Raw genomic sequence first — 19,380 nt, forward strand, 5'->3', positions numbered from 1 at the left:
GCGCTCGCTAGGCTGGCGCGGCGGGGGAGACAGACCGCGCCGAGGAAGGGACGACCATGCCGGACAGCACGACGCCGGGCACCGGAACGCCGGACACCGAGTACATGAAGGCCACGATGCGCCGCTACGCGGACCTGTTCAACGCGGGTGACCACGTCGCGGTCGCGGATCTCTACGCGGACGACGCGGTGATCGAGGACCCGGTCGGCAAGCCCCCGGTCGCGGGCCGCGCCGCGATCGAGAAGTTCTACGCCGACTCGATCGCGGCGGGCGCGAAGCTCACCGCGCACGAGGTGCGCGGGTCCTATGGGAACCGCGCCGCGATGCGGTTCTCCGCCGACCTTCCCGGCCTCCACATCGACGGCATCGAGGTCATGACGTTCGGCGAGGACGGCAAGGTCGTCCGCATGGAGGCCTTCTGGGGGCCCGACGACTTCCGGACGGTCTGATCGACTCCCGCGCGGAGGCTCTGCGGAGGCTCTGCGGAGTCGGCGGCCCGTGAGGCGCGTATCCGCTCGCAACGAATCGCACGAAGATCCTTCGAATCCGCGCGATCGGTCGGCGGGCGGGCTACTCTAGAGATGTCTCGAAGGTCATCACATTGCGAGTGAGCTGGCCTACGCGCAGAACACCGGTCATCCCGCGAGGGATGGCCGGTGTTTCGCTTTGTGGGCGATTTCGGGAGATTCTTCGACCCGTTTCCCCCGTCGCGGCCAGGGGTAGGTCGCCTTCGATGTGTCGTCCCCCCGGAACGGTACCGAGCCGGGGGGTGGATTGTGCGGGACGTCGGGGACGAGGGGAACCCCTGGGACGCCCGGAACGTCGAGGCGAGGGCGCGGGCGCTCACCCCCGACCTGGTCTCCGAACTCGAGCGGCTCGCGGCCATCCCGTCGATCGCGTTCCCCGGCTACCCGCCGGACGAGGTGGTCCGCGCGCACGACCACGTCGCCCGGATGCTCACCGAGGCGGGCGTCCGGGACGTGGGCGCGATCCGGCTCCCGGACACGCCCCCGGTGATCACCGGCACGATCCCCGCGCCGGAAGGGGCGCCGACCGTCCTGCTGTACGCGCACTACGACGTCCAGCCGCCGGGGGACGAGTCGCTGTGGACGTCACCGCCGTTCACGCCGACGCCTTTCGAGGAGGACGGCCGGAAGGCGGTCCGGGCGCGCGGCATCGCCGACGATAAATCAAACGTTCTGGCACATATTGGAGCAATCCGGGCGTGGAATGGGCGTCCGCCGGTGGGCGTCCGGATCGTGTTCGAGGGCGCGGAGGAGTGGGGCAGCCCGCTCGACGACTATCCGCTCGCGCATCCGGACGAATTCCGCGCCGACGCGATGGCGATCGCCGACATGGGCAACGTCCGCGCCGGGCAGCCGACCCTGACGGTCGCGCTGCGCGGCGTCACCGATGTCGTCGTGGAAGTGCGGACGCTCGAAGTGGCCAAGCACAGCGGCAATTTCGGCGGTCCCGCGCCCGACGCGATGCTGGCCCTCGTCCGCGCCCTGGCCAGCCTGCACGACGACCGGGGCGACGTCGCCGTCGAAGGGCTGCGGCGCGAGCCGTGGACCGGCGCGTCCTACACCGACGAGGAGTTCCGCGAGGCTGCCGGCGTCGAGCCGGGGATGCCGCTGATCGGCACCGGCACGCTGGGCGAGCGGCTCTGGTCCGGGCCCGCGATCACCGTCACCGGCATCGACGCCGTCCCGGTGGACAAGGCGGCCGGGGCCTGCGTCCCGTACGCCCGCGCGAAGATCAACCTCCGGATCCATCCCGAGCAGCCCGCCCTGGAGGCCGAGGCCGCGCTGATCCGGCATTTGGAGGCGCAGCGGCCGTTCGGCATCCCGCTCACCGTCACCGTCGCGGGCGAGGCGGGCGACGGTCACCGCGCCGGGACGGGCGGTCCGGCCACGGAGGCGATCACCGCAGCGCTCCGCGCCGCCTACGGGACCGAGCCGGTCCAGATGGCCGCCGGAGGCGCGATTCCACTGGTCAACGCGCTGCACCGGGCCGTCCCCGACGCCGAGATGCTGCTGTTCGGCGCGCAGGACGGCAAGTGCAACCTGCACGCGCCCGACGAACGCGTCCTGGTGTCGGAACTGGAGAACACCGTCGTGGCGGAGGCGCTCTTCTTCGCCGAGTTCGCCGCCCGCTGGGGGAACTGACGTGACCACGACGGACGCCGCTAACGGCGGTGGCGAGGGAAACGGCGAAGGTCGCGGCGCCGGCGAGGGAAACGGCGAAGGTCGCGGCGCCGGCGAGGGCGGCGGCGACGGCGCGGCGAAGAAGTTCCGGTTTCCGACCGCCTACACGATCCTCGCGCTGGTCGCGGTCGTCGTGTGGGCGCTGGCGTTCATCGTCCCGACCGGCGAGTACGGGACGGACGCGGACGGCAAGCCCAAGGCCGGCTCGTACCACCACATCCACCACGCCTACTCGTTCACCGACCGGCTGCGCGACCTGCTGCTGTCCCCGGTCAACGGGCTCTACGGCATCAAGGACGCCAAGACCGGCATGGTCGCGCCGGACAACTCCGGCGAGCTGTACGGTTCGGCGGCGGTGTTCCTGTTCGTGCTCGCGATCGGCGCGTTCATCACCATGACGATGGCGACCGGCGCGCTGGACAGCGGCATCGCGCGGCTCGCGCACCGGCTGCGGCACCGGGGCGTCGCGCTGGTCGTCGCCGTCATGATCGTGTTCTCGGTCGGCGGGACCACCGAGGGGATGGCCGAGGAGACGCTCGGCTTCTACGGTCTGATCATCCCGCTGGCGCTGGCGCTCGGCTACGACCGGCTGGTCGGGGCGTCCGTCATCATCCTCGGCGCGGGCGTCGGCACGCTCTGCTCGACGATCAACCCGTTCGCGACCGGCGTCGCGTCCGGCGCGGCGGGCATCTCGATCGGGGACGGCCTGCCGCTGCGCCTGCTGATGTACCTCGTGCTCACCGCCGTCGTGATCGCCTACGTCGTCCGGTACGCGGCGCGGGTGAAGCGGGACCCCGCGCGGTCGCTGGTCGGGTTCCGGGACGCGGACCGCGAGGTCGCCGAGTCCGCCGAGGCCGAGCCGCCCGCGCTGTCCGGACGGCACAAGGCGATCCTCGTCCTGGTCGCGCTGACGTTCGTCTTCATGATCTACGCGATCCTGCCCTGGGCGGAGATCGTCAAGGGCCCGGACGCGCGGCCGTTCTCCTGGGAGCTCGGCTGGTACTTCCCCGAGCTGACCGCGCTGTTCGTCGTGGCGACCCTCGTCGTCGGCGCGGTCGGCGGCCTCGGCGAGGCGGGCACCGTGGACCGGCTGGTGAGCGGGGCGGGCGACTTCCTCGGCGCGGCGCTGATCATCGTGCTGGCGCGCGGAGTGTCGGTCATCATGAACAACGCGAAGATCACCGACACCGTGCTGCACTCGCTGGAGAACCTCGTCACGGGCAGCTCGACCGGCGTGTTCGCGTGGCTGATGTTCGTGGTGAACCTGCCGCTCGCGTTCCTGATCCCGTCCACGTCGGGGCACGCGACGCTCGCGATCCCGATCCTCGCGCCGCTCGCCGACTTCGCGCACGTCCCGCGCGCCCTGGTCGTCACGGCGTGGCAGTCGGCGTCCGGGCTGATCAACCTGTTCACGCCGACCACCGCCGTCGTGATGGGCGGCCTCGCCCTGGCGAAGGTCGGCTACGACCGCTACCTCCGCTTCGTCGCGCCGCTACTCGGGCTCCTTTTCGTCCTGGTCAGCGCCGTTCTGGCCGTGGCGGCGCTGATATGAGCCACGTCCCTTCCCGAAAGGAGTCCGCATGAGCCGCGGACCGGTCGCGTCGGCGCTGGTGCTCTACGGGATCACCGGCGACCTCGCGCGCAAGTCCCTGCTGCCCGCCCTGTACCGGCTCGCCGAGCGCGGCCGGCTGCGGCTGCCGGTGATCGGCGTGACGCGGCGCTCCTGGACGGACGACGACCTGCGCGACCATGCCCGCGCCGCGATCGGCGACGCCCTCGACGAGGACGTCTTCGCCGAGTTCGCGTCCCGGCTGCGCATCGTGGACGGCGACCTCACCGACCCCGCCACGTTCCGCCGCATCTGCGACGCCGTGGCGGACGCGCCGTTCGTCACGCACTACATGGCGACCCCGCCGACGCAGTTCACGACGATCGCCGACCAGCTCGGCAAGGCCGGGCTCAACCGCGACGCCCGGCTCGTCGTCGAGAAGCCGTACGGCCACGACCAGGCGTCCGCGCACGCGCTGGACGACGACCTGCACCGCTCGTTCGCCGACGACCACCTGTTCCGGGTCGACCATTACCTCGGCTCGGAGGCGGTCCGCGGCATTCCGGTCGCCCGCTTCGCCAACCCGATGCTCGAAACGGTCTGGAACCGCGACCACGTGGCGTCCGTCCAGATCACGATGGCCGAGGACTTCGGCGTCGCCGACCGCGGCGGCTTCTACGACCCGACCGGCGCCGTCCGCGACGTGTTCCAGAACCACCTGCTCCAGATCCTCGCCCTGCTCACGATGGACCCGCCCGCCTGCCGGGACGCCACGTCCGAGAACGTCGCGAAGTGGGAACTGCTCCGCGCCGTCCGGACGATCGAGCCGTCCGACACCGTGCGCGGCCAGTACGACGGCTACCTGGACGTGCCCGGCGTCCACCCGGACTCGACGACCGAGACGTTCATCGCCGCGCGCGTCCACATCGACAACTGGCGCTGGAAGGACGTCCCGATCCACCTCCGCACCGGCAAGTGCCTGCCCGTGACGTCCACCGAGGCGATCGTCGAACTCAAGGAGCCGCCCCTCGCCCTTTACGGCCGTCCGGAACCCAACCTGCTCCGCCTGAACCTGGACAAGAGCCGCGGCCTCGCCCTGGACCTCTCGCTGAACCGCGCCGAGGGCCAGCCGCCGCAGCCCGCCGCCGTCCCGGTCCGCGTCCCGCCCATGGGCGGCGCCGAACTCCCGTACGAGCACGTCCTCGAAGCCGCCATCGTCGGCGACGCCGCCGCCTTCGCCTCCTTCCCCTTCATCGAGGAGTCCTGGCGCATCGTCTCCAAGATCATCGACCTGGACGACGCCCCGTCCCGCTACGCCCCCGGCACCTGGGGCCCGGATTCCGCCGCCACCCCCGACTGGCACGGCCCCGTCCGGTGACCGCAACCCCCGCGTGACCCACCCCGGACGGGGGATCGGCGCCCGCGGCTTCCGCTCGCGCGGGGGAAGCGCGCCGTCCGCCCGCCTGCGACCTTCGGAGGACCGAACCCCGAGGAGGTCACATGGCGACCCGGACCACCGTCACCGCGCTCGCGGCCCTGACGGCCATGACAGCGCTCGGCGCGGGAAGCGCCTCCGCGTCCCCACCCGCGCCGAAGGAATCGAGCCTGGTGGGAGATGCCTGGGTGCACTTCCCGGCCGACCCGGAGAACCCGTACCGCCGCTTCATCGTGAACGTCCATGGCAGCCCCTGGCGCCTGGTGGACGGCCGGCTCGTCATAGGCGCAGCCCGTGGCACCGTCGACATCGACCACTACGCCGGCGGCGAGCACACCTGGGTGAAGATCAAGGCCGACTACATCATGGCCACCGGCCCCATCGCCGTCATCTCGGGCCTCTGGCAGGACGCGCGCGACCCCAACAAGCAACGCGCGACCCTGACCTTCTACCAGTCCCCGCAAGGCCACCGCTTCGACCGCGTCGGCTTCTCCTGGGGCATCGTCAACGAGCAGTGCCAGCAGATGGGCACCGGCCCCGCCCCCTTCAGCCCCGCCGGCCCCGGCCCCGACGGCCACTGGCTGAAGGGCTACACCATCAAGTCAGCGCCCATAGCCCTCCCCGCCAAATTCACTCCCCCCATCGACCCTCCCGACTGCAAATACGACCACCAACCCTGATCCGCTTCGACCGACCGTCCACACTTGGGGCAGCCCACGTCCCTGCCGTCCGTAGGAGCCCCATGCCGTCCGAAGCGCTCGAAGCGGCCCTCCGAGATCTCCTGCGGGCCGTGGACCCGCAGTGGCAGCCGCCCGTCCTCCCACCCGTCGAGGACGAGACGCAGCAGCGCTACGAACGGATAGAGACCATCCGCCTCCAACTGGGCCACGCCTTGGCGGCCGACCCGCGGTTCACCGCCCGAGCCGCGGAGGACGTCGTCAGGGCCGTGCTCCTGGACGGCAGCTCGACCAGCCAGTTGGTGCACCCACTGATCGAGGCTATCGGCCGCCGCGGCGTCCTGCTCCGCCTGATCGAGGCTGTGGAAAACGGCCCCTGCGAACGGCGGGCGAGCGCTGCGGCGGCCGCGTACTGGGTCCGCTGCTGGTGGCCGCAGGACCGCCTGTTCGAAGCAGCCCGTGCAGCCGGGATTCGCTCCGCGGTCGAGCTGCGCCGCTTCCTGGACGAGCACGCCCAGCACGTGATTCGCTCGGCAGGCGAGATCGACGACCTGTGGCCCCGCTTCTGGCGCGCCTGCCTGGCCACGTTCGTCATGTGCGAGGACGACGAGATCCGGTTCCAGCTCCAGACGGCTTTCCCGCTGGACTCCTCCCGCTACGCCCCGAAAGACGCCGATCTGCTCGTCGAAGCCCGCCGGATCGCCGAAAGCGCCCCAGAGCGTTTCCAGCGCCTACGCGACGGCACCACCGGCTACGGCGCAGCGATCTGACACCGACCTCAGCGCTTAAGACGCCGATACCCCCAAGAAGCTCAGTGATGGCGGACGCGTCGCCGGTGCCGTTCAGCTCGTCCAGCAACGCGTCCGGGCAGAGCTCGTAGAGGTCACCCCACCAGCGCCGCGCGCGGTTGTCCCAGATCCGATACCCGCCGGGCACCCCGCGCGCGACGTACCTACGCCTGCTCACTACACGCGCGCGTCCCCACGGACGCTGTGCCTTAGGCGTCCAAGCAAGTGCTGCCAGGAGGCCGCGTCCACGGCCAACACCGGCCCGTCCACGTCCTTGGAGTCACGCACGAAGCATTCGGTCTCGAACGCCGCCACCTCCACGCAATCGGAGCCGCCGCCCTGCGAGTAGGTACTCTTTCGCCACGTAGCGGCTGTGGAGTTCATAGGGCTCCCGCCTCACTCGATCGCCCGGTCTCAGCAGCCGCTCAACGTGTGCGGCGCAGCACACGTGCCAGGTCGCTGCGCTTCACGTGTTCAAGCAGGTGCTGCCAGGAGGCCGCGTCCGCAGCCAACACCGGCCCGTCCGCGTCCTTGGAGTCGCGCACCGAGCATCCGGCCTCGGACGCCGCCACCTCCACGCAGCCGTTGCCGCCGTCGCTGTATGAGCTTTTGTGGAACCGGTTCTCTGCGCCGCTGGGCTTGCTCATCCTCGTCGCGCTTTCCGTCACTTTGGTACCTGTGCCGTACCACTGTCCTGGCGGGTCAGGCATCGTAGTCGCCGCGCTTTACGCGCGCGACGAATGTTCGCCACGCTGCCGCGTCCATCTTCAAGACCGGTCCTGCAGCGTTCTTGGAGTCCCTCACGACACGAAGTTCGTCCAGCTCGGCGACTTCCACGCACTCGGTTCCGCCGCCCTGGGATCGGCTGCTCTTACGCCACTTCGCGGACGTGAAGTTCATAGGACTCCCTCATGCGTCGCGCAGGAAGACGTTGGTCTCATCGCAGGAGAGTGCCACCTCGCCCAACTGCCCGAACCGGTCTCGATAGCGCCGAAGTTCGTCCTTCTCCTCGAGAAAGCGATCATCGATGCTGGTCTCAAGGAAGACGATGTCACGCTCGCCGGGATCGGTGAAGCCCAAGTATGCGAAGGACTCACCGGCGGGACTACGCTCGCGGGCCTGGACGAGCTGCGGCTCACCGCGCGCCTCCTGATCGTCGGGCTGTACCCGGCGGCGGCCGGATGAGGCGTGCGCTGCGGTCGCTGGGGCGTCACCTCGGCGTGATGGCGGCGCTCGGGAGAGCGGACGAACTCGTCCACGATGCGTCCACGATGGTGTCGGAGCTGGCCGGGAACGTGTCCTCTCGGGCGGGGCGCGCCGTCCTGCGCTCGACAGCGAGGGCGGGCGCGGGCTGGAGGTCGTGGATGCGCTCGCCGCTGAGCACGGTGGGGAGTGGGGCGTCCATCGGAGCCGGTCGCGGCTCGCTGGACCGCCAGCCTCCGGGAAGGCCGCGTTCCTCGGTATCCGGTGGTGGAGATCGCTGAGCTTGCTGAGCTCATCGTCCGGTGCAACGAGGATCTGGATGCGGCGTTGCGGGGTTGAAACGTCCGGTCAGGCGGGATCGGAGGAGGTGAAGAGGGCTTGGGTTCGGCGGGTGATCTCTTCGGGGGGCAGGTCTTCGAGGTGGGTCAGGAAGATCCAGATGTGGCCGTAGGGGTCTTTCAGCATCGCGGTGCGGTCGCCGTGGAACTGGTCGGTGGGGGGTTGCAGGAGTTCTGCGCCGGCGGCGGTCGCCTGGTGTGCGAGCGCGTCTACGTCATCGACGAAGACGTGCAGAGCCGCGGTGGTGGCACCTGCGGCGGTCGGTGAGGTGAGGTGGGGGCCCTCGGCGTCGCCCAGCATGAGGGTGGAGCCCTGGATGCGGATCTCGGCGTGGACGACGCGGCCGTCCGGGCCGTCCAGGCGGAACAGCTCCTTGGCGCCGAACGCGCGGACGTAGAAGTCGATCGCGTCGGCGGCGCCGTCCAGCATGATGTGCGAGACGACGGCGTTGCGGTAGGGCTCGGGAATGGCGGTCGCGGTCATCGGGATTCCTTCACGGTCGGTTGCTGTCGATGACCTGAAGGTAGAACCTCAATGTTTGTTGAGGTCAAGCTTCGCTGAGAACGCGAAGGGCAGGAACTCGGGGGAGTTCCTGCCCTGGCGCGGTGGTCATCCTCGGGTCAGAGGCTGCGGGCGGTGATGTCGCCGTTCGGGGTAGTGGCCTCGATCTCCAGGGTGGCGGTGCCGTCGTTCTTCAGCGCGTTGCTGACGCGGCCGTGGCCGGTGTGGGCGTCCAGGGAGGCCGAGACACCGCTGGCCGCCGCGATGTCGATGCTGCCCGACTTGGTGGTCAGGGTGACGGTGCCGCCGGCGGCCTCGGCGACGCGGATGTCGCCGTGGGCAGTGGTGATGTCGGCGGAGCCGTTCAGCTTGCCGACCTCGACGTCGCCGTCCGTGGCGGTCAGCTTGAGGGAGGCGACCTCCTCAAGCTGGATCTGGCGGTAGGCGCCCTCGAACGCGACGTCGCCGAGCGGGCCGCTGGTCTGGAACTCGGCGCTGGCCGAGGTGCCTTCGACGGCGGAGCCGGCGGGCAGGTGGACGGTGACGTGCAGGGCTCCGGTCGAGCCGAAGTGCTGGCTCTTGGCGGCGTTCTCGATCCGCAGGACGCCGTCCGCGTAGTCGACCGTGGTGTTCTCGGCGGCCTTGACGTCGCGGGACTTGGACGCGTCGGCCGGGGCCACCTGCACGGTCGTGTCGGCGCGGTCGGTGGCGACGAGCTGCACGCGTCCGGCCGGGACGTTCAGGACGACGGTGATCGGGGCGGTGGTGGCGAAGGTGTTCATGGGGGCTCCCTGCTGTTCTCGGCGCTTGCCGTGTTCTTTCCGACAACGCAAACGCTACGTTGCTTTCCGAGATACGGCAACATTAACGTTGCGTCTTGAGAACTAATACGCAGGTAAGAGCGGTTAAATCGTTGCGGAAGCGTGTCGCATAACGCAACGATCGAGGCGTCGAGACGTTGCTTTCGGAGGGAGGGGTGGCTCGGGGGGTCAGGTTCGGCTGGTGTCGATGATGCAGAAGCGGTTGCCGTCCGGGTCGGCCAGGACGACGAAGTCCGGGTCGTCCGGGTACAGGTCCCAGTCGACGCGCTCGGCGCCGAGGGACACCAGGCGCTCCACCTCGGCCTGCTGCGCGGCCGCGTCGGCGGCGTAGAGGTCCAGGTGGACGCGCGGATGGTCCTGCACCGGCGACTCGCTTCGGCCCAGCGCCAGTTGGACGCCCACCCCGTCGGACGGGACCAGGACCAGGAAGCGGTCGTTCACCTCGTCGCGCGGGACGTATCCCAGGGCCTGCGTCCAGAACGCGGCCGCGCGGCGGACGTCCGAAACTCCCAGTACGACTGAACCGATTCGCAGCATCCGTTCATTCTCGCGGTCGGCGCGGCGATCAGTCGACCGGGCCGCCCGCGACGTAGACGACCTGGCCCGACACGAAGCCGGCGGCGGGGCTGGCCAGGTAGGACGCGGTGTGGGCGATGTCCTCGGGGACGCCGACGCGTCCCACCGGAACGGACTCGGCGGCGCGGCGCTGGAACTCCTCGAACGTCAGGCCGAGGCGCCTGGCCGACGCGCGGGTCATGTCGCTGACGACGAACCCCGGCGCGATCGCGTTGGCGGTGATGCCGTGGCGGCCGAGCTGGAGGGCCAGCGACTTCGTGAAGCCGATCAGGCCGGCCTTCGCGCTGCCGTAGTCGACGCGGGCGGCGTCGCCCGCGGCCGAGATGCTCGACATGGTGATCACGCGGCCCCAGCCCGCCTCGATCATGTGCGGGACGGCCGCCCGGGTGACCAGGAACGGGCCGCGCAGGTTGACGCCGAGGACGGTGTCCCACTGCTCGGTGGTCATCTCGACCAGCTCGGCGCGGGGGCCGATGCCCGCGTTGTTGACCAGGACGCTCGGCGGCCCCAGCGTGGAGACCACGCGCGCGACCGCCTCCTCGACCTGCCGCTCGTCGGAGACGTCGGCCGCGACCGCCAGGGCTTCGCCGCCGTCGCGCCTGATCGCCTCGACCGTGGTGGCGCAGTCGGCCTCGTCCAGATCGACGACCGCGACGGGCAGGCCGTCCTTCGCCAGGCGGCGGGCGACGGCGGCGCCGATGCCGCGTGCCGCGCCGGTCACGATCGCCGTGGATCCGTGGGGGAAGAAGCTCATGGACGTGATTCCACGCCACCGGCGCGTGTACGGCGATCACGTTAGTGCCAGGCTTAATCGTCCGACCGGCAAAAGCAGCGGCCGGACGCCCCGAAGCGGGACGTCCGGCCAGGAAGAACGGACGATCAGTCGACCTCGCCGCCCTGCTCGCCGGCCAGTTCGGCGGCCGAGGACGCGGCTTCGGCGGGGTCGGCCGGGGACGGGCCGAGCGGGCCGCCGAAGGCGGCGATCGGCTGGGACAGCGGGGTGCCCGAGCCGTCGCGGCGGCCGAGCTCCTCGTCCACCGTCATCGGCTTGCCGTTGGCGGCGGTGGCGCGGATCGGGGTCGGGCCCGCCCAGCCGAGGATGAGGGTGTCCTCGCCCTTGAGGAAGCGGTGCGAGCGGACGCCGCCGGTCGCGCGGCCCTTGGCCGGGAAGTCGGCGAAATCGGCGATCTTGATCGCGCCGGCCTGGGTGCCGGGCAGCGCCGTGGACGAGCCGGAGATCGTCACGACGCGGGCCTCGCGGGTCGGGTCGAGCGCGCCGAACCAGATCACCTTCGCGTCCGGGGCGAGCTTGATGCCCGCCATGCCGCCCGCCGGACGGCCCTGCGGACGGACCAGCGAGGCGCTGTAGTGCAGCAGCTGCGCGTCGTTCGTCATGAAGACCAGATGCAGATCTTCGGACTCGAGCTGGACGGCGCCGACGACGCGGTCGCCCTCCTTCAGCCCGATGACCTCGAACTCGTCGCGGTTCGCCGGGAAGTCGGGCACGACGCGCTTCACGACGCCCTGCTCGGTGCCGAGCGCGAGGCCGCCGCCCGAGTCGTCGAGGGCGGCGAGGCCGACGACCTTCTCGTCCGGTTCGAGCTCGACGTACTCGGTGACCGGCGCGCCGCCCGCCAGCGACGGCGGCGCGGACGTCGGCGGCAGCGTCGGCAGGTCGAGCACGTCCACCTTGATGAGGCGTCCGGCGGAGGTGACCGCGCCGATCTCGCCGCGCGCGGTCGTGCGGACGACCGACACCAGCGCGTCGTGCGGGGAGCGCGCGCCCTCGGCGGGCAGCGGGTCGACGGAGGACGTGCGGGCGAGCAGGCCGGTGGACGACATGAGCACCAGCACCGGGTCGTCGGCGATCTCCAGCGGCACCGCGGCGGCCTCGACCTGCCCGGACGACTCCAGCAGCACGGTGCGGCGCGGGGTGGCGAACTCGGCGGCGACCTCGCCCAGCTCCTTGGAGACGACCTTGCGCAGCTTGGTCTCCGACTCCAGGATCGCGGTCAGCTCGGCGATCTCGCGGGCGAGCTGCTCCTTCTCCTTCTCCAGTTCGAGCCGGTCGTAGCGGGTGAGGCGGCGCAGCGGGGTGTCGAGGATGTACTGCGCCTGGACCTCCGACAGCTCGAAGATCTGCATCAGCCGCTGCTTGGCCTGGGCGGAGTCGTCCGACTGGCGGATGACCTGGATGACCTCGTCGATGTTCAGCAGCGCGACCAGCAGGCCGTCGACGAGGTGCAGGCGGTCCTCGCGCTTCTTGCGGCGGAACATCGACCGGCGCCGGACGACGTCGATGCGGTGGTCGACGTAGACCTGGAGCAGCTCGCGCAGGCCGAGCGTGCGCGGCTGGCCGTCCACGAGGCAGACGTTGTTGATGCCGAAGGTCTCCTCCATCGGCGTCAGCCGGTAGAGGTCGCGGAGCACGCCGTCGGGGTTGAAGCCGTTCTTGACCTCGATGACCAGCCGGAGCCCGACGTTGCGGTCGGTGAGGTCCTTCAGGTCGGCGATGCCGTTGAGCTTCTTCGCCTGGACGAGCTCCTTGATCTTGGCCTTGACCCGCTCGGGGCCGACCGAGTACGGCAGCTCGGTGACGACGATGCCCTTGCGCCGCGGGGTGACGTTCTCGATCTTGACGGTGGCGCGGGTCTTGAACGTGCCGCGCCCGGACGCGTAGGCGTCGCGGATGCCGGACAGGTCGGTGATGCGGCCGCCGGTCGGCAGGTCGGGGCCGGGGACGAACCGCATGAGGTCGTCGAGGGTGGCGTCCGGGTGCGCGATCAGGTGCCGGGCCGCCGCGACGACCTCGCCGAGGTTGTGCGGGGCCATGTTGGTGGCCATCCCGACCGCGATGCCGGACGCGCCGTTCACCAGCAGGTTCGGGAACGCCGAGGGCAGCACCTCGGGCTCGGTCTCCTGGCCGTCGTAGTTCGGCTTGAAGTCGACGGTGTCCTCGTCGATGGACGCGACCATCGCCATCGCGGCCCGCGACATCCGCGCCTCGGTGTACCGCATGGCGGCGGGCATGTCGTCGCCGCCGAGCGACCCGAAGTTGCCGTGCCCGTCGACGAGCGGCATCCGCATCGCCCACGGCTGCGCGAGCCGGACCATCGCGTCGTAGATGGCGCTGTCGCCGTGCGGGTGCAGCTTGCCCATCACCTCGCCGACGACGCGGGCGCACTTGACGTGGCCGCGGTCGGGGCGCAGGCCCATCTCGTTCATCGAGTACAGGATGCGGCGCTGCACGGGCTTCAGCCCGTCCCGCGCGTCCGGAAGCGCCCGCTGGTAGATCACCGAGTAGGCGTACTCGAGGTACGAGCCGCGCATCTCCTCGGAGACGTCGACGTCGACGATGTTCTCTTCGAAGTCGGGCGGCGGGGGAGGGGCTTGGGATCCACGACGTGCCATGTGAAACATTGTGGACGGTCCCAGGGACAGATTCGCCCGCGACGCGTCCCGGCGCGCCGGATCGAGGAGGTTTTCCACGTGAGCCAGCTGGCCGACTTCCAGAACGAGATCTACCTCAACGGCCTGGCTGACGTGCGGCCGGACCTGCCGACCGACCTCACCAAGCTGGAGGGGCTGGCGGCGTCGAAACTGTCCGCGACGTCCTTCGGATACGTCGCGGGATCGGCGGGCAGCGAGGGGACGGCACGGGCGAACCGGGACGCTTTCGACCGGTGGCGGATCGTCCCGCGGATGCTGCGCGACGTGGCCGAACGCGACCTCTCGGTGACCGTCCTCGGCACGCCGATGCCCGCGCCGGTGCTGCTCGCGCCGATCGGCGTCCAGTCGATCCTGCATCCGGACGGCGAGCTCGCGACCGCGCGGGCCGCCGCCGCGACCGGGCTGACGACGGTGCTGAGCACGGCCGCGTCCCACACGATGGAGGAGGTCGCCGAGGCGAACGGCCCGGGTTCGCGCTGGTACCAGCTGTACTGGCCGAAGGACCGCGACCTCGCCGCGAGCTTCCTCGACCGCGCGAAGGCCGCCGGGTACACCGCGCTCGTCGTCACGCTCGACACGTTTACGCTCGCGTGGCGGCCCCGCGACCTCGACCAGGCGTACCTGCCGTTCATCCGGGGGATCGGCGTCGCGAACTACTTCAGCGACCCGGTGTTCCAGAAGTCGGTCGGCGGGCCGGTCACCGACGCGAACCGGCAGACCGCGCTGCTGCACTGGATCGGCCAGTTCGGCAATCCGTCCCTGACCTGGGACGACCTGGCCTTCCTGCGCGAGCACTGGGACGGCCCGATCGCGCTCAAGGGCATCCAGCACCCGGACGACGCGCGCCGCGCCGTGGACGCCGGCATGGACGGCGTGATCGTCTCCAACCACGGCGGTCGCCAGGTGGACGGCGCGCTCGCCTCCCTCGACGCCCTGCCCCTGGTCGTGGACGCCGTCGGGGGACGCACGACGATCCTGTTCGACAGCGGCGTCCGGACGGGCGCGGACGTGGCGAAGGCGCTCGCGCTCGGCGCGCAGGCCGTCCTCGTCGCGCGCCCGTACGCGTACGGGCTGGCGCTCGGCGGCGAGGCCGGCGTGCGGCACGTGCTGCGCTGCCTCCAGGCCGAACTCGAACTGACCATGGCGCTGTCGGGACACCGGACGGTCTCCGAACTGACCCTGGATTCCCTCGTGCGCGTATGAAGGCTGTCCCTGGGGTCTCTCGTGCGCGTATGACGGCTGCCTCTGGGTTGCCTCGTGCGCGCCTGACATTTGTCACGGGTGGTCACTGAAAACCTCATGGGGCGTTCCTGACGCCCGTGACTGCCCGCGCGGACGCGCGGTGCGCAGCATGGACGGCATGAGGCCGTCAGTAGTCGAGATCCGGAAACTGCGCGTCCAGGCTGTGCGGGACGTCTCGCTCAGCGTGCGCCGGGGTGAGGTCCATGCCGTCCTAGGCGGCTATGGCTCGGGCAAGACGACGCTGCTGGAGGCCGTCGCGGGGTTCCGCCGTCCCGTGGCGGGGACGGTGGAGATCAGGGGCGGCGGCCCTGCGACCGTCTGGCGCGAGGGCGGGCTGTTCCCGGGCCTCACGGTCGCGGAGATCGTGGACGCCTGGCGGCGCTGGACGCTCGACCCGCTCACCCGGTCCGAGGCGCTGCGCCTGACCGGGCTGGCCGACCGCGCCTCCGCCGTGTTCGAGCAGCTCGACGACACCGAACGCCGCCTCCTGGACCTCGCGCTGGCGCTCGTCGGCCGCTCCGACGTGCTCCTGCTGGACGAGCCGTTCGCGGCCCTCGGCGCGGCGTCGGCGGCTCGCGTCCGCGGCGTCCTGCGGTCGCTCGCGGGCAACGGAACGGCGATCCTGTTCACGACGCGTGACGTGGACGAGGCGTGCCGCGCCGACCACGTGACCGTGCTGCCGGGCGGCCTCCCGCTCCCCGGCGCCGACGCCCTCCGCGCCGCGTGAGCGCCGGCGGAGGCGACGGCAGCATGGGGCGGGGCGCCGTACGCTGAGCGCGTGGTCCAGCCCCGGATTCCCCGCGCGCCGGTCATCGCCGCGATCATCGTCGCGCTGACCTCGGTGTCGCTCGCCGGGCTGCTGCTGCCCGCGCTCTCGGACGAGGCGTTCGGCCGGCGCGACCCGGTCCGGTTCGTCCCGGCGCTGGCCGCGGTCGCGGGCGTCTGCGGGCTCTACGGACGGCTCCTCTGGCTGAACCTGACCCGCCGCACCGCGTCCGGCCACCGGCCCGGCCTCGCCGCGCCGCTCGGCCTGGCCGCGATCACGGTCGTGAGCTGGGCGTTGCCCGCGCTGCTCGGCGTCCACACCGGGTGGGGCAACGCGCTGCTCGTCCCGGCGGGGCTGATCGCGGTCGTCCTGCCCGTGCGGCAGGCGGCCTGGGTCGCGGCGGCCGGGACGATCGCGGGGGTCGGCTACGGGATCGCGCTCGGCATGCGGCCGCTCGCCGTCCTGTACCAGCTCGTGGCTTTCCCGATGGTCACGTTCTCGGGTTACATCACGGTGTGGCTGTTCCACGTCGTCCAGGAGCTTCGGGAGGCGCGCGCGGAGCTGGCCCGATCGGCCGTGGGCGAAGAGCGCTTGCGTTTCGCGCGCGACCTGCACGACGTGCTGGGGCACAGCCTCCAGGCCGTCGCGCTGCGCGCCGAGGTCGCCGAGCGGTTCGCCGACCGCGACCCGGCGCGCGTGCGTAAGGAGCTGGCCGAAATCCAGACCATGGCGCGGGACGCCGTCCGGGATGTCCGGGAAGTCGTGCGCGGCTACCGGGCCACGTCCCTGCGCACGGAGCTGGACGGCATGTCGGCCGTCCTGCGCGCCGCGGGCATCGACTGCGACCGGCCCGACGTGCCCGCCGAGCTGCCCGCAGGGGTGCACGAGCCGCTCGGCTGGGTCGTCCGGGAGGCGGCCACCAACGTCCTGCGGCACTCGTCCGCGACCTGGTGCCGCATCGACCTGGCGATCGAGGACGGCGGGCGGGTCCGGCTGGAGATCGTCAACGACGGGGCGTCGCGCCGGGACGCGGCGTCCGGCAGCGGGCTGGCCGGGCTGGCCGAGCGGCTCGCGGCCGCGGGCGGGGAGTTCACCGCCGGGGCCGCCGGAGACGGGACGTTCCGGCTGGTCGCGGCCATACCGACGGGAGGGTCATGATCCGGGTGCTGCTTGCGGACGATCACGCGCTGATCCGCGAGGCGCTCGTCCTGCTGCTCTCCACCGAGGACGGCATCGAGGTCGTCGCCGACGTCGGGCGCGGCGACGAGGCGGTGGCGCGGGCGCTCGCGCTGAAGCCGGACGTGGCCGTCCTGGACATCGACATGCCCGGCATGTCCGGCCTGGACGCGGCCGAGCGGCTGGCCCGCGACCTGCCGTCCTGCCGGCTGGTGATCGTCACCGCGCACGGCCGCCCGGGCAACCTGCGCCGCGCGATGGCGGCCGGCGTGCGCGGCTTCCTCGGCAAGGACGCGCCGGGCGCGCGGCTCGCCGAGGTCGTCCGGCAGGTCGCCGGGGGCGCCCGCTACATCGATCCGCAGCTCGCCGCCGACGCGCTCGCCGCCGAGGAGTGCCCGCTCACCGCCCGCGAGCTCGACGCCCTCCGCGCCGCCGCCGGAGGGGAGCCGGTGTCCCGCATCGCCCGCACGCTCGGCCTCTCCGAAGGGACCGTCCGGAACTACCTCTCCGCCGCCGTCACCAAGCTCGGCGTGGACAACCGCCACGCCGCCGCCCAGACCGCCCGCGACCGCGGCTGGCTGTAGGGCGCGCTCAGCGGAGCATGATGCCCATGAACAGGGCGATCAGGGCGGAGAGGCCGCCCACCGCGCCGGTGGCGGCGAGGACGGGACGGGACTTCGTCACGGCGTGCCAGCCGGCCGCGATCCCGGACAGCGCGACGAAGCCGAGCTTCACGTACAGGGTCGTCTTGTAGGAGTCGCTGGTGTCGTCCCCCACCGCCGCGATGTTCCAGCCGCCCGTGACGACCAGCACGGCGAACGCGGCCCAGGCGACCCGGTTGAAGGCGCGGGCCGCCTGCTTGGGGACGTCCCCGCCGGCCGCGCGCAGCACCGGGAGCAGCGCCGTCAGGGTGAGCTGGCCGCCGACCCACACCGTCGCCGCGAGGACGTGCAGGAAGATCCGGATCGTGTCGGTGGTGACGGGGAGCAAGGCGGCCTCCGGGCTGGATCAGAGCGGTGCTCCGATTCTCCCAGTGGCGGTCGTGACCCCTGAGCCGGGGCGGTCCTTCCGGACGAACGGGACGGCGGCCCCCGTGACGATCAGGAACAGGACGCAGAGCCAGGCGAACCAGTCGCCGAGCCGAGCGTAGAGCGTGCCGACCGGGCGGTCGGACGCGGCGGCCGACACCGCGACGAATCCGGGCCGGTCGGTCGGCCGGGACGCCTGGACGCGGCCGTACGCGTCGCTGATCACGAGGTCCCCGGCGCGTCCGTTCCGGGCGACGCTCACCCCGCTCTCGACGCCGCGCACGAGCGCCATGCGGCCGTGCAGCCAGGCGTCGGTGTGGAAGTCCCAGGCGGGGGCGAGCAGCGTGGCCGCGCCGTCCGCCCGGTAGCCGCGGACGAGGCCGGGGAAGTCCAGGTCCTTGCAGATGATCACGCCCCAGCGCCGATGCCCGGGCACGGTGACGCGGGACGTGCCGGGCGTGAACTCCGACTCCAGGCCGGGGATCAGGTGATGCTTGACGTACTCGACGGGTTGCGCGCCGTCCGCCGGATACACGATCGCGGCGTTCAGGCTCTTCCCCCCGGTCCTGTGGATCAGCCCCGCGACGACGGCCGTCCGCCTCTCGACGGCGAGCCGGGCCAGCGGCCTCGACAGCAGCGGCAGGGACCGGTCGTCCGCGACGAAGTTCTTCTCCGGCAGGACGATCGCGGCCGCGTCGATCGTCCTGGCCTGGGCGACGTACGCGCCGAGCAGCTTCCGTCCCTCGGGACCGGCGATGTCGATCTCGTCGTTCGGATGCTCGGTCGCGAGCAGCGCGACCTTCTCGCCGCGCGGTGCCGAGGCCGTCACGATCCGGATCGTCCCGAACGCGAGGACGGCCACGAGGAGCGTCCCGGCCACGGCCATCGCCCGCGGACGCAACGTCGCCACCGCCGCCGGAACCCCCATGAGCAGGAACGACACGCCCCACACCCCGGTCACCGACACGAGCTGGATCACCGGCCGGACGTCCGCCTGCGTGTAGGCGACGCTCCACCACGCGCCGTGCGGCATCGTCAGCGACAGGACGTACTCCAGCGCCGTCCATCCGCCCGCGAAGACCCCGGACGCCGCCAGCGGACGATCACCCGCCACCAGCCGCCGGTAGGCGACCGCGAGCCCCCCGAACACCAGCGCGGGCCCCACGAGCAGCACCGCGATCACCGGGACGGGCATGTCCAGCACACCCTTGAAGTAGCCGGCCATCCGCGCCTGCCCGGCGATCCAGACGAGCGTCGCGGCGGCGAACGCCACCCGCCCGCCCATCCGCGTGACCGCCCACAGCAGCGGCAACGGCGCGAGCCAGGTCAACAGGAAGATCGGATGCAGTCCGGTGCCGAAGGCGAACAGCACGCCCGACAGCACCACCAAGGCGATTCTCATGCCCTCGATGCTTCGCCGGACGCCCCCTCCGCCGCGTCCGGCGCCCGCCCGATCCTCCGCCTACTCCGCGCGAATGAGTCGCCCGCTTCGGGACCTAAGCGCGATTCCAGAAGTTCTGTTCGTAACCGGGTGGGAGCCAGGGGCTGGTCCAGGGCGCGGCGGTGGCCAGGAGTTGGTCGGGTGAGCGGGTGCGGAAGAACGCATGGATCTGTTTCAGCCG

At 71.6% G+C, this 19,380-nt stretch carries 21 protein-coding genes and 2 pseudogenes; 10 read left to right on the forward strand and 13 right to left on the reverse strand.

The window, feature by feature from the left end; genetic code table 11:
* Positions 1-56: 56 nt before the first annotated feature.
* The 6 genes from ACFPCY_RS39800 (at position 57) to ACFPCY_RS39825 (ending at position 6,638) form a co-directional block, all read left to right on the forward strand.
* A complete protein-coding gene (locus tag ACFPCY_RS39800) occupies positions 57-449 on the forward strand; it encodes a nuclear transport factor 2 family protein (RefSeq protein WP_378264475.1) in 393 nt (130 codons plus the stop codon).
* Positions 450-776: 327 nt separating this feature from the next.
* Positions 777-2,168, forward strand: a complete 1,392-nt coding sequence (locus ACFPCY_RS39805; RefSeq protein ID WP_378264477.1) for a M20/M25/M40 family metallo-hydrolase — start codon at positions 777-779, stop codon at positions 2,166-2,168.
* A 1-nt stretch (position 2,169) separates the two neighbouring features.
* On the forward strand, positions 2,170-3,759 hold the full coding sequence (locus ACFPCY_RS39810; RefSeq protein ID WP_378264479.1) for a YfcC family protein: 1,590 nt from the start codon (positions 2,170-2,172) through the stop codon (positions 3,757-3,759).
* 28 nt (positions 3,760-3,787) lie between these two features.
* A complete protein-coding gene (locus ACFPCY_RS39815) occupies positions 3,788-5,134 on the forward strand; it encodes a glucose-6-phosphate dehydrogenase (RefSeq protein ID WP_378264481.1) in 1,347 nt (448 codons plus the stop codon).
* 122 nt (positions 5,135-5,256) lie between these two features.
* Positions 5,257-5,871: a hypothetical protein gene (locus ACFPCY_RS39820; protein WP_378264483.1), complete on the forward strand. Its 615-nt coding sequence runs from the start codon at positions 5,257-5,259 to the stop codon at positions 5,869-5,871.
* Between the two features lie 62 nt (positions 5,872-5,933).
* Positions 5,934-6,638 carry a hypothetical protein gene (locus tag ACFPCY_RS39825; protein ID WP_378264485.1) on the forward strand — a complete coding sequence of 235 codons (705 nt, stop codon included), beginning with the start codon at positions 5,934-5,936 and terminating at the stop codon, positions 6,636-6,638.
* Between the two features lie 195 nt (positions 6,639-6,833).
* On the opposite strand, the gene ACFPCY_RS39830 is transcribed toward ACFPCY_RS39825, so the two are convergent.
* The 10 genes and pseudogenes from ACFPCY_RS39830 to ACFPCY_RS39875 all read right to left on the reverse strand — a co-directional run bounded on the left by ACFPCY_RS39830 (position 6,834) and on the right by ACFPCY_RS39875 (position 13,507).
* Positions 6,834-7,040 carry a DUF397 domain-containing protein gene (locus ACFPCY_RS39830; protein ID WP_378264487.1) on the reverse strand — a complete coding sequence of 69 codons (207 nt, stop codon included), beginning with the start codon at positions 7,038-7,040 and terminating at the stop codon, positions 6,834-6,836.
* A gap of 41 nt (positions 7,041-7,081) precedes the next feature.
* Positions 7,082-7,303, reverse strand: coding sequence for a DUF397 domain-containing protein (locus ACFPCY_RS39835; protein WP_378264489.1), 222 nt, complete (start codon positions 7,301-7,303; stop codon positions 7,082-7,084).
* Positions 7,304-7,358: 55 nt separating this feature from the next.
* Positions 7,359-7,556, reverse strand: a complete 198-nt coding sequence (locus tag ACFPCY_RS39840) for a DUF397 domain-containing protein (protein ID WP_378264491.1) — start codon at positions 7,554-7,556, stop codon at positions 7,359-7,361.
* Between the two features lie 9 nt (positions 7,557-7,565).
* Positions 7,566-7,760, reverse strand: a pseudogene (locus ACFPCY_RS39845) (Scr1 family TA system antitoxin-like transcriptional regulator); the annotation flags it as partial.
* Positions 7,761-7,866: 106 nt separating this feature from the next.
* The gene (locus ACFPCY_RS39850) at positions 7,867-8,061 is read right to left on the reverse strand and encodes a hypothetical protein (protein ID WP_378264493.1); all 195 of its coding nucleotides are present in this window, start codon (positions 8,059-8,061) and stop codon (positions 7,867-7,869) included.
* Positions 8,062-8,207: 146 nt separating this feature from the next.
* Positions 8,208-8,681 (reverse strand): VOC family protein, encoded by a 474-nt coding sequence (locus ACFPCY_RS39855; RefSeq protein WP_378264495.1) that lies wholly within the window; start codon positions 8,679-8,681, stop codon positions 8,208-8,210.
* Between the two features lie 137 nt (positions 8,682-8,818).
* Positions 8,819-9,481, reverse strand: a complete 663-nt coding sequence (locus tag ACFPCY_RS39860; protein ID WP_378264497.1) for a DUF4097 family beta strand repeat-containing protein — start codon at positions 9,479-9,481, stop codon at positions 8,819-8,821.
* Positions 9,482-9,688: 207 nt separating this feature from the next.
* On the reverse strand, positions 9,689-10,057 hold the full coding sequence (locus tag ACFPCY_RS39865; protein ID WP_378264499.1) for a VOC family protein: 369 nt from the start codon (positions 10,055-10,057) through the stop codon (positions 9,689-9,691).
* Between the two features lie 28 nt (positions 10,058-10,085).
* Positions 10,086-10,850 carry an SDR family NAD(P)-dependent oxidoreductase gene (locus ACFPCY_RS39870; RefSeq protein ID WP_378264501.1) on the reverse strand — a complete coding sequence of 255 codons (765 nt, stop codon included), beginning with the start codon at positions 10,848-10,850 and terminating at the stop codon, positions 10,086-10,088.
* A 125-nt stretch (positions 10,851-10,975) separates the two neighbouring features.
* A complete protein-coding gene (locus ACFPCY_RS39875; RefSeq protein ID WP_378264503.1) occupies positions 10,976-13,507 on the reverse strand; it encodes a DNA gyrase/topoisomerase IV subunit A in 2,532 nt (843 codons plus the stop codon).
* A 78-nt stretch (positions 13,508-13,585) separates the two neighbouring features.
* Between ACFPCY_RS39875 and ACFPCY_RS39880 the strand changes: the two genes are divergently transcribed.
* From ACFPCY_RS39880 to ACFPCY_RS39895, 4 genes are all read left to right on the forward strand, one after another.
* Complete coding sequence (locus ACFPCY_RS39880; protein ID WP_378264505.1) at positions 13,586-14,749, forward strand: lactate 2-monooxygenase; 1,164 nt, start codon at positions 13,586-13,588, stop codon at positions 14,747-14,749.
* Between the two features lie 157 nt (positions 14,750-14,906).
* Complete coding sequence (locus ACFPCY_RS39885; protein ID WP_378264507.1) at positions 14,907-15,515, forward strand: ATP-binding cassette domain-containing protein; 609 nt, start codon at positions 14,907-14,909, stop codon at positions 15,513-15,515.
* Positions 15,516-15,566: 51 nt separating this feature from the next.
* Complete coding sequence (locus ACFPCY_RS39890) at positions 15,567-16,712, forward strand: sensor histidine kinase (RefSeq protein WP_378264509.1); 1,146 nt, start codon at positions 15,567-15,569, stop codon at positions 16,710-16,712.
* A complete protein-coding gene (locus ACFPCY_RS39895) occupies positions 16,709-17,314 on the forward strand; it encodes a response regulator (protein WP_378264511.1) in 606 nt (201 codons plus the stop codon). Before ACFPCY_RS39890 ends, ACFPCY_RS39895 begins: the two co-directional genes overlap by 4 nt.
* 7 nt (positions 17,315-17,321) lie before the next feature.
* Here the strand turns inward: ACFPCY_RS39895 and ACFPCY_RS39900 are convergent, their stop codons facing one another.
* The 3 genes and pseudogenes from ACFPCY_RS39900 to ACFPCY_RS39910 all read right to left on the reverse strand — a co-directional run.
* On the reverse strand, positions 17,322-17,720 hold the full coding sequence (locus ACFPCY_RS39900; RefSeq protein ID WP_378264513.1) for a hypothetical protein: 399 nt from the start codon (positions 17,718-17,720) through the stop codon (positions 17,322-17,324).
* 18 nt (positions 17,721-17,738) lie between these two features.
* Positions 17,739-19,160, reverse strand: a complete 1,422-nt coding sequence (locus ACFPCY_RS39905) for a nitrilase-related carbon-nitrogen hydrolase (protein WP_378264515.1) — start codon at positions 19,158-19,160, stop codon at positions 17,739-17,741.
* A 94-nt stretch (positions 19,161-19,254) separates the two neighbouring features.
* A pseudogene (locus tag ACFPCY_RS39910) lies at positions 19,255-19,380 on the reverse strand (IS630 family transposase); the annotation flags it as partial.

Origin of the sequence: Actinomadura gamaensis, from assembly GCF_042652125.1 — a bacterium.
In the GTDB taxonomy this organism is placed as follows: domain Bacteria; phylum Actinomycetota; class Actinomycetes; order Streptosporangiales; family Streptosporangiaceae; genus Spirillospora; species Spirillospora gamaensis.

Bases quoted from the DNA above. Each gene is read 5' to 3' on its own strand.
- ACFPCY_RS39800 (WP_378264475.1), top strand. From the start codon at position 57: ATGCCGGACAGCACGACGCCGGGCACCGGAACGCCGGACACCGAGTAC.
- ACFPCY_RS39815 (WP_378264481.1), top strand. From the start codon at position 3,788: ATGAGCCGCGGACCGGTCGCGTCGGCGCTGGTGCTCTACGGGATCACC.
- ACFPCY_RS39820 (WP_378264483.1), top strand. From the start codon at position 5,257: ATGGCGACCCGGACCACCGTCACCGCGCTCGCGGCCCTGACGGCCATG.
- ACFPCY_RS39825 (WP_378264485.1), top strand. From the start codon at position 5,934: ATGCCGTCCGAAGCGCTCGAAGCGGCCCTCCGAGATCTCCTGCGGGCC.
- ACFPCY_RS39830 (WP_378264487.1), bottom strand. From the start codon at position 7,040: ATGAACTCCACAGCCGCTACGTGGCGAAAGAGTACCTACTCGCAGGGC.
- ACFPCY_RS39835 (WP_378264489.1), bottom strand. From the start codon at position 7,303: ATGAGCAAGCCCAGCGGCGCAGAGAACCGGTTCCACAAAAGCTCATAC.
- ACFPCY_RS39840 (WP_378264491.1), bottom strand. From the start codon at position 7,556: ATGAACTTCACGTCCGCGAAGTGGCGTAAGAGCAGCCGATCCCAGGGC.
- ACFPCY_RS39850 (WP_378264493.1), bottom strand. From the start codon at position 8,061: ATGGACGCCCCACTCCCCACCGTGCTCAGCGGCGAGCGCATCCACGAC.
- ACFPCY_RS39855 (WP_378264495.1), bottom strand. From the start codon at position 8,681: ATGACCGCGACCGCCATTCCCGAGCCCTACCGCAACGCCGTCGTCTCG.
- ACFPCY_RS39860 (WP_378264497.1), bottom strand. From the start codon at position 9,481: ATGAACACCTTCGCCACCACCGCCCCGATCACCGTCGTCCTGAACGTC.
- ACFPCY_RS39865 (WP_378264499.1), bottom strand. From the start codon at position 10,057: ATGCTGCGAATCGGTTCAGTCGTACTGGGAGTTTCGGACGTCCGCCGC.
- ACFPCY_RS39870 (WP_378264501.1), bottom strand. From the start codon at position 10,850: ATGAGCTTCTTCCCCCACGGATCCACGGCGATCGTGACCGGCGCGGCA.
- ACFPCY_RS39875 (WP_378264503.1), bottom strand. From the start codon at position 13,507: ATGGCACGTCGTGGATCCCAAGCCCCTCCCCCGCCGCCCGACTTCGAA.
- ACFPCY_RS39885 (WP_378264507.1), top strand. From the start codon at position 14,907: ATGAGGCCGTCAGTAGTCGAGATCCGGAAACTGCGCGTCCAGGCTGTG.
- ACFPCY_RS39895 (WP_378264511.1), top strand. From the start codon at position 16,709: ATGATCCGGGTGCTGCTTGCGGACGATCACGCGCTGATCCGCGAGGCG.
- ACFPCY_RS39905 (WP_378264515.1), bottom strand. From the start codon at position 19,160: ATGAGAATCGCCTTGGTGGTGCTGTCGGGCGTGCTGTTCGCCTTCGGC.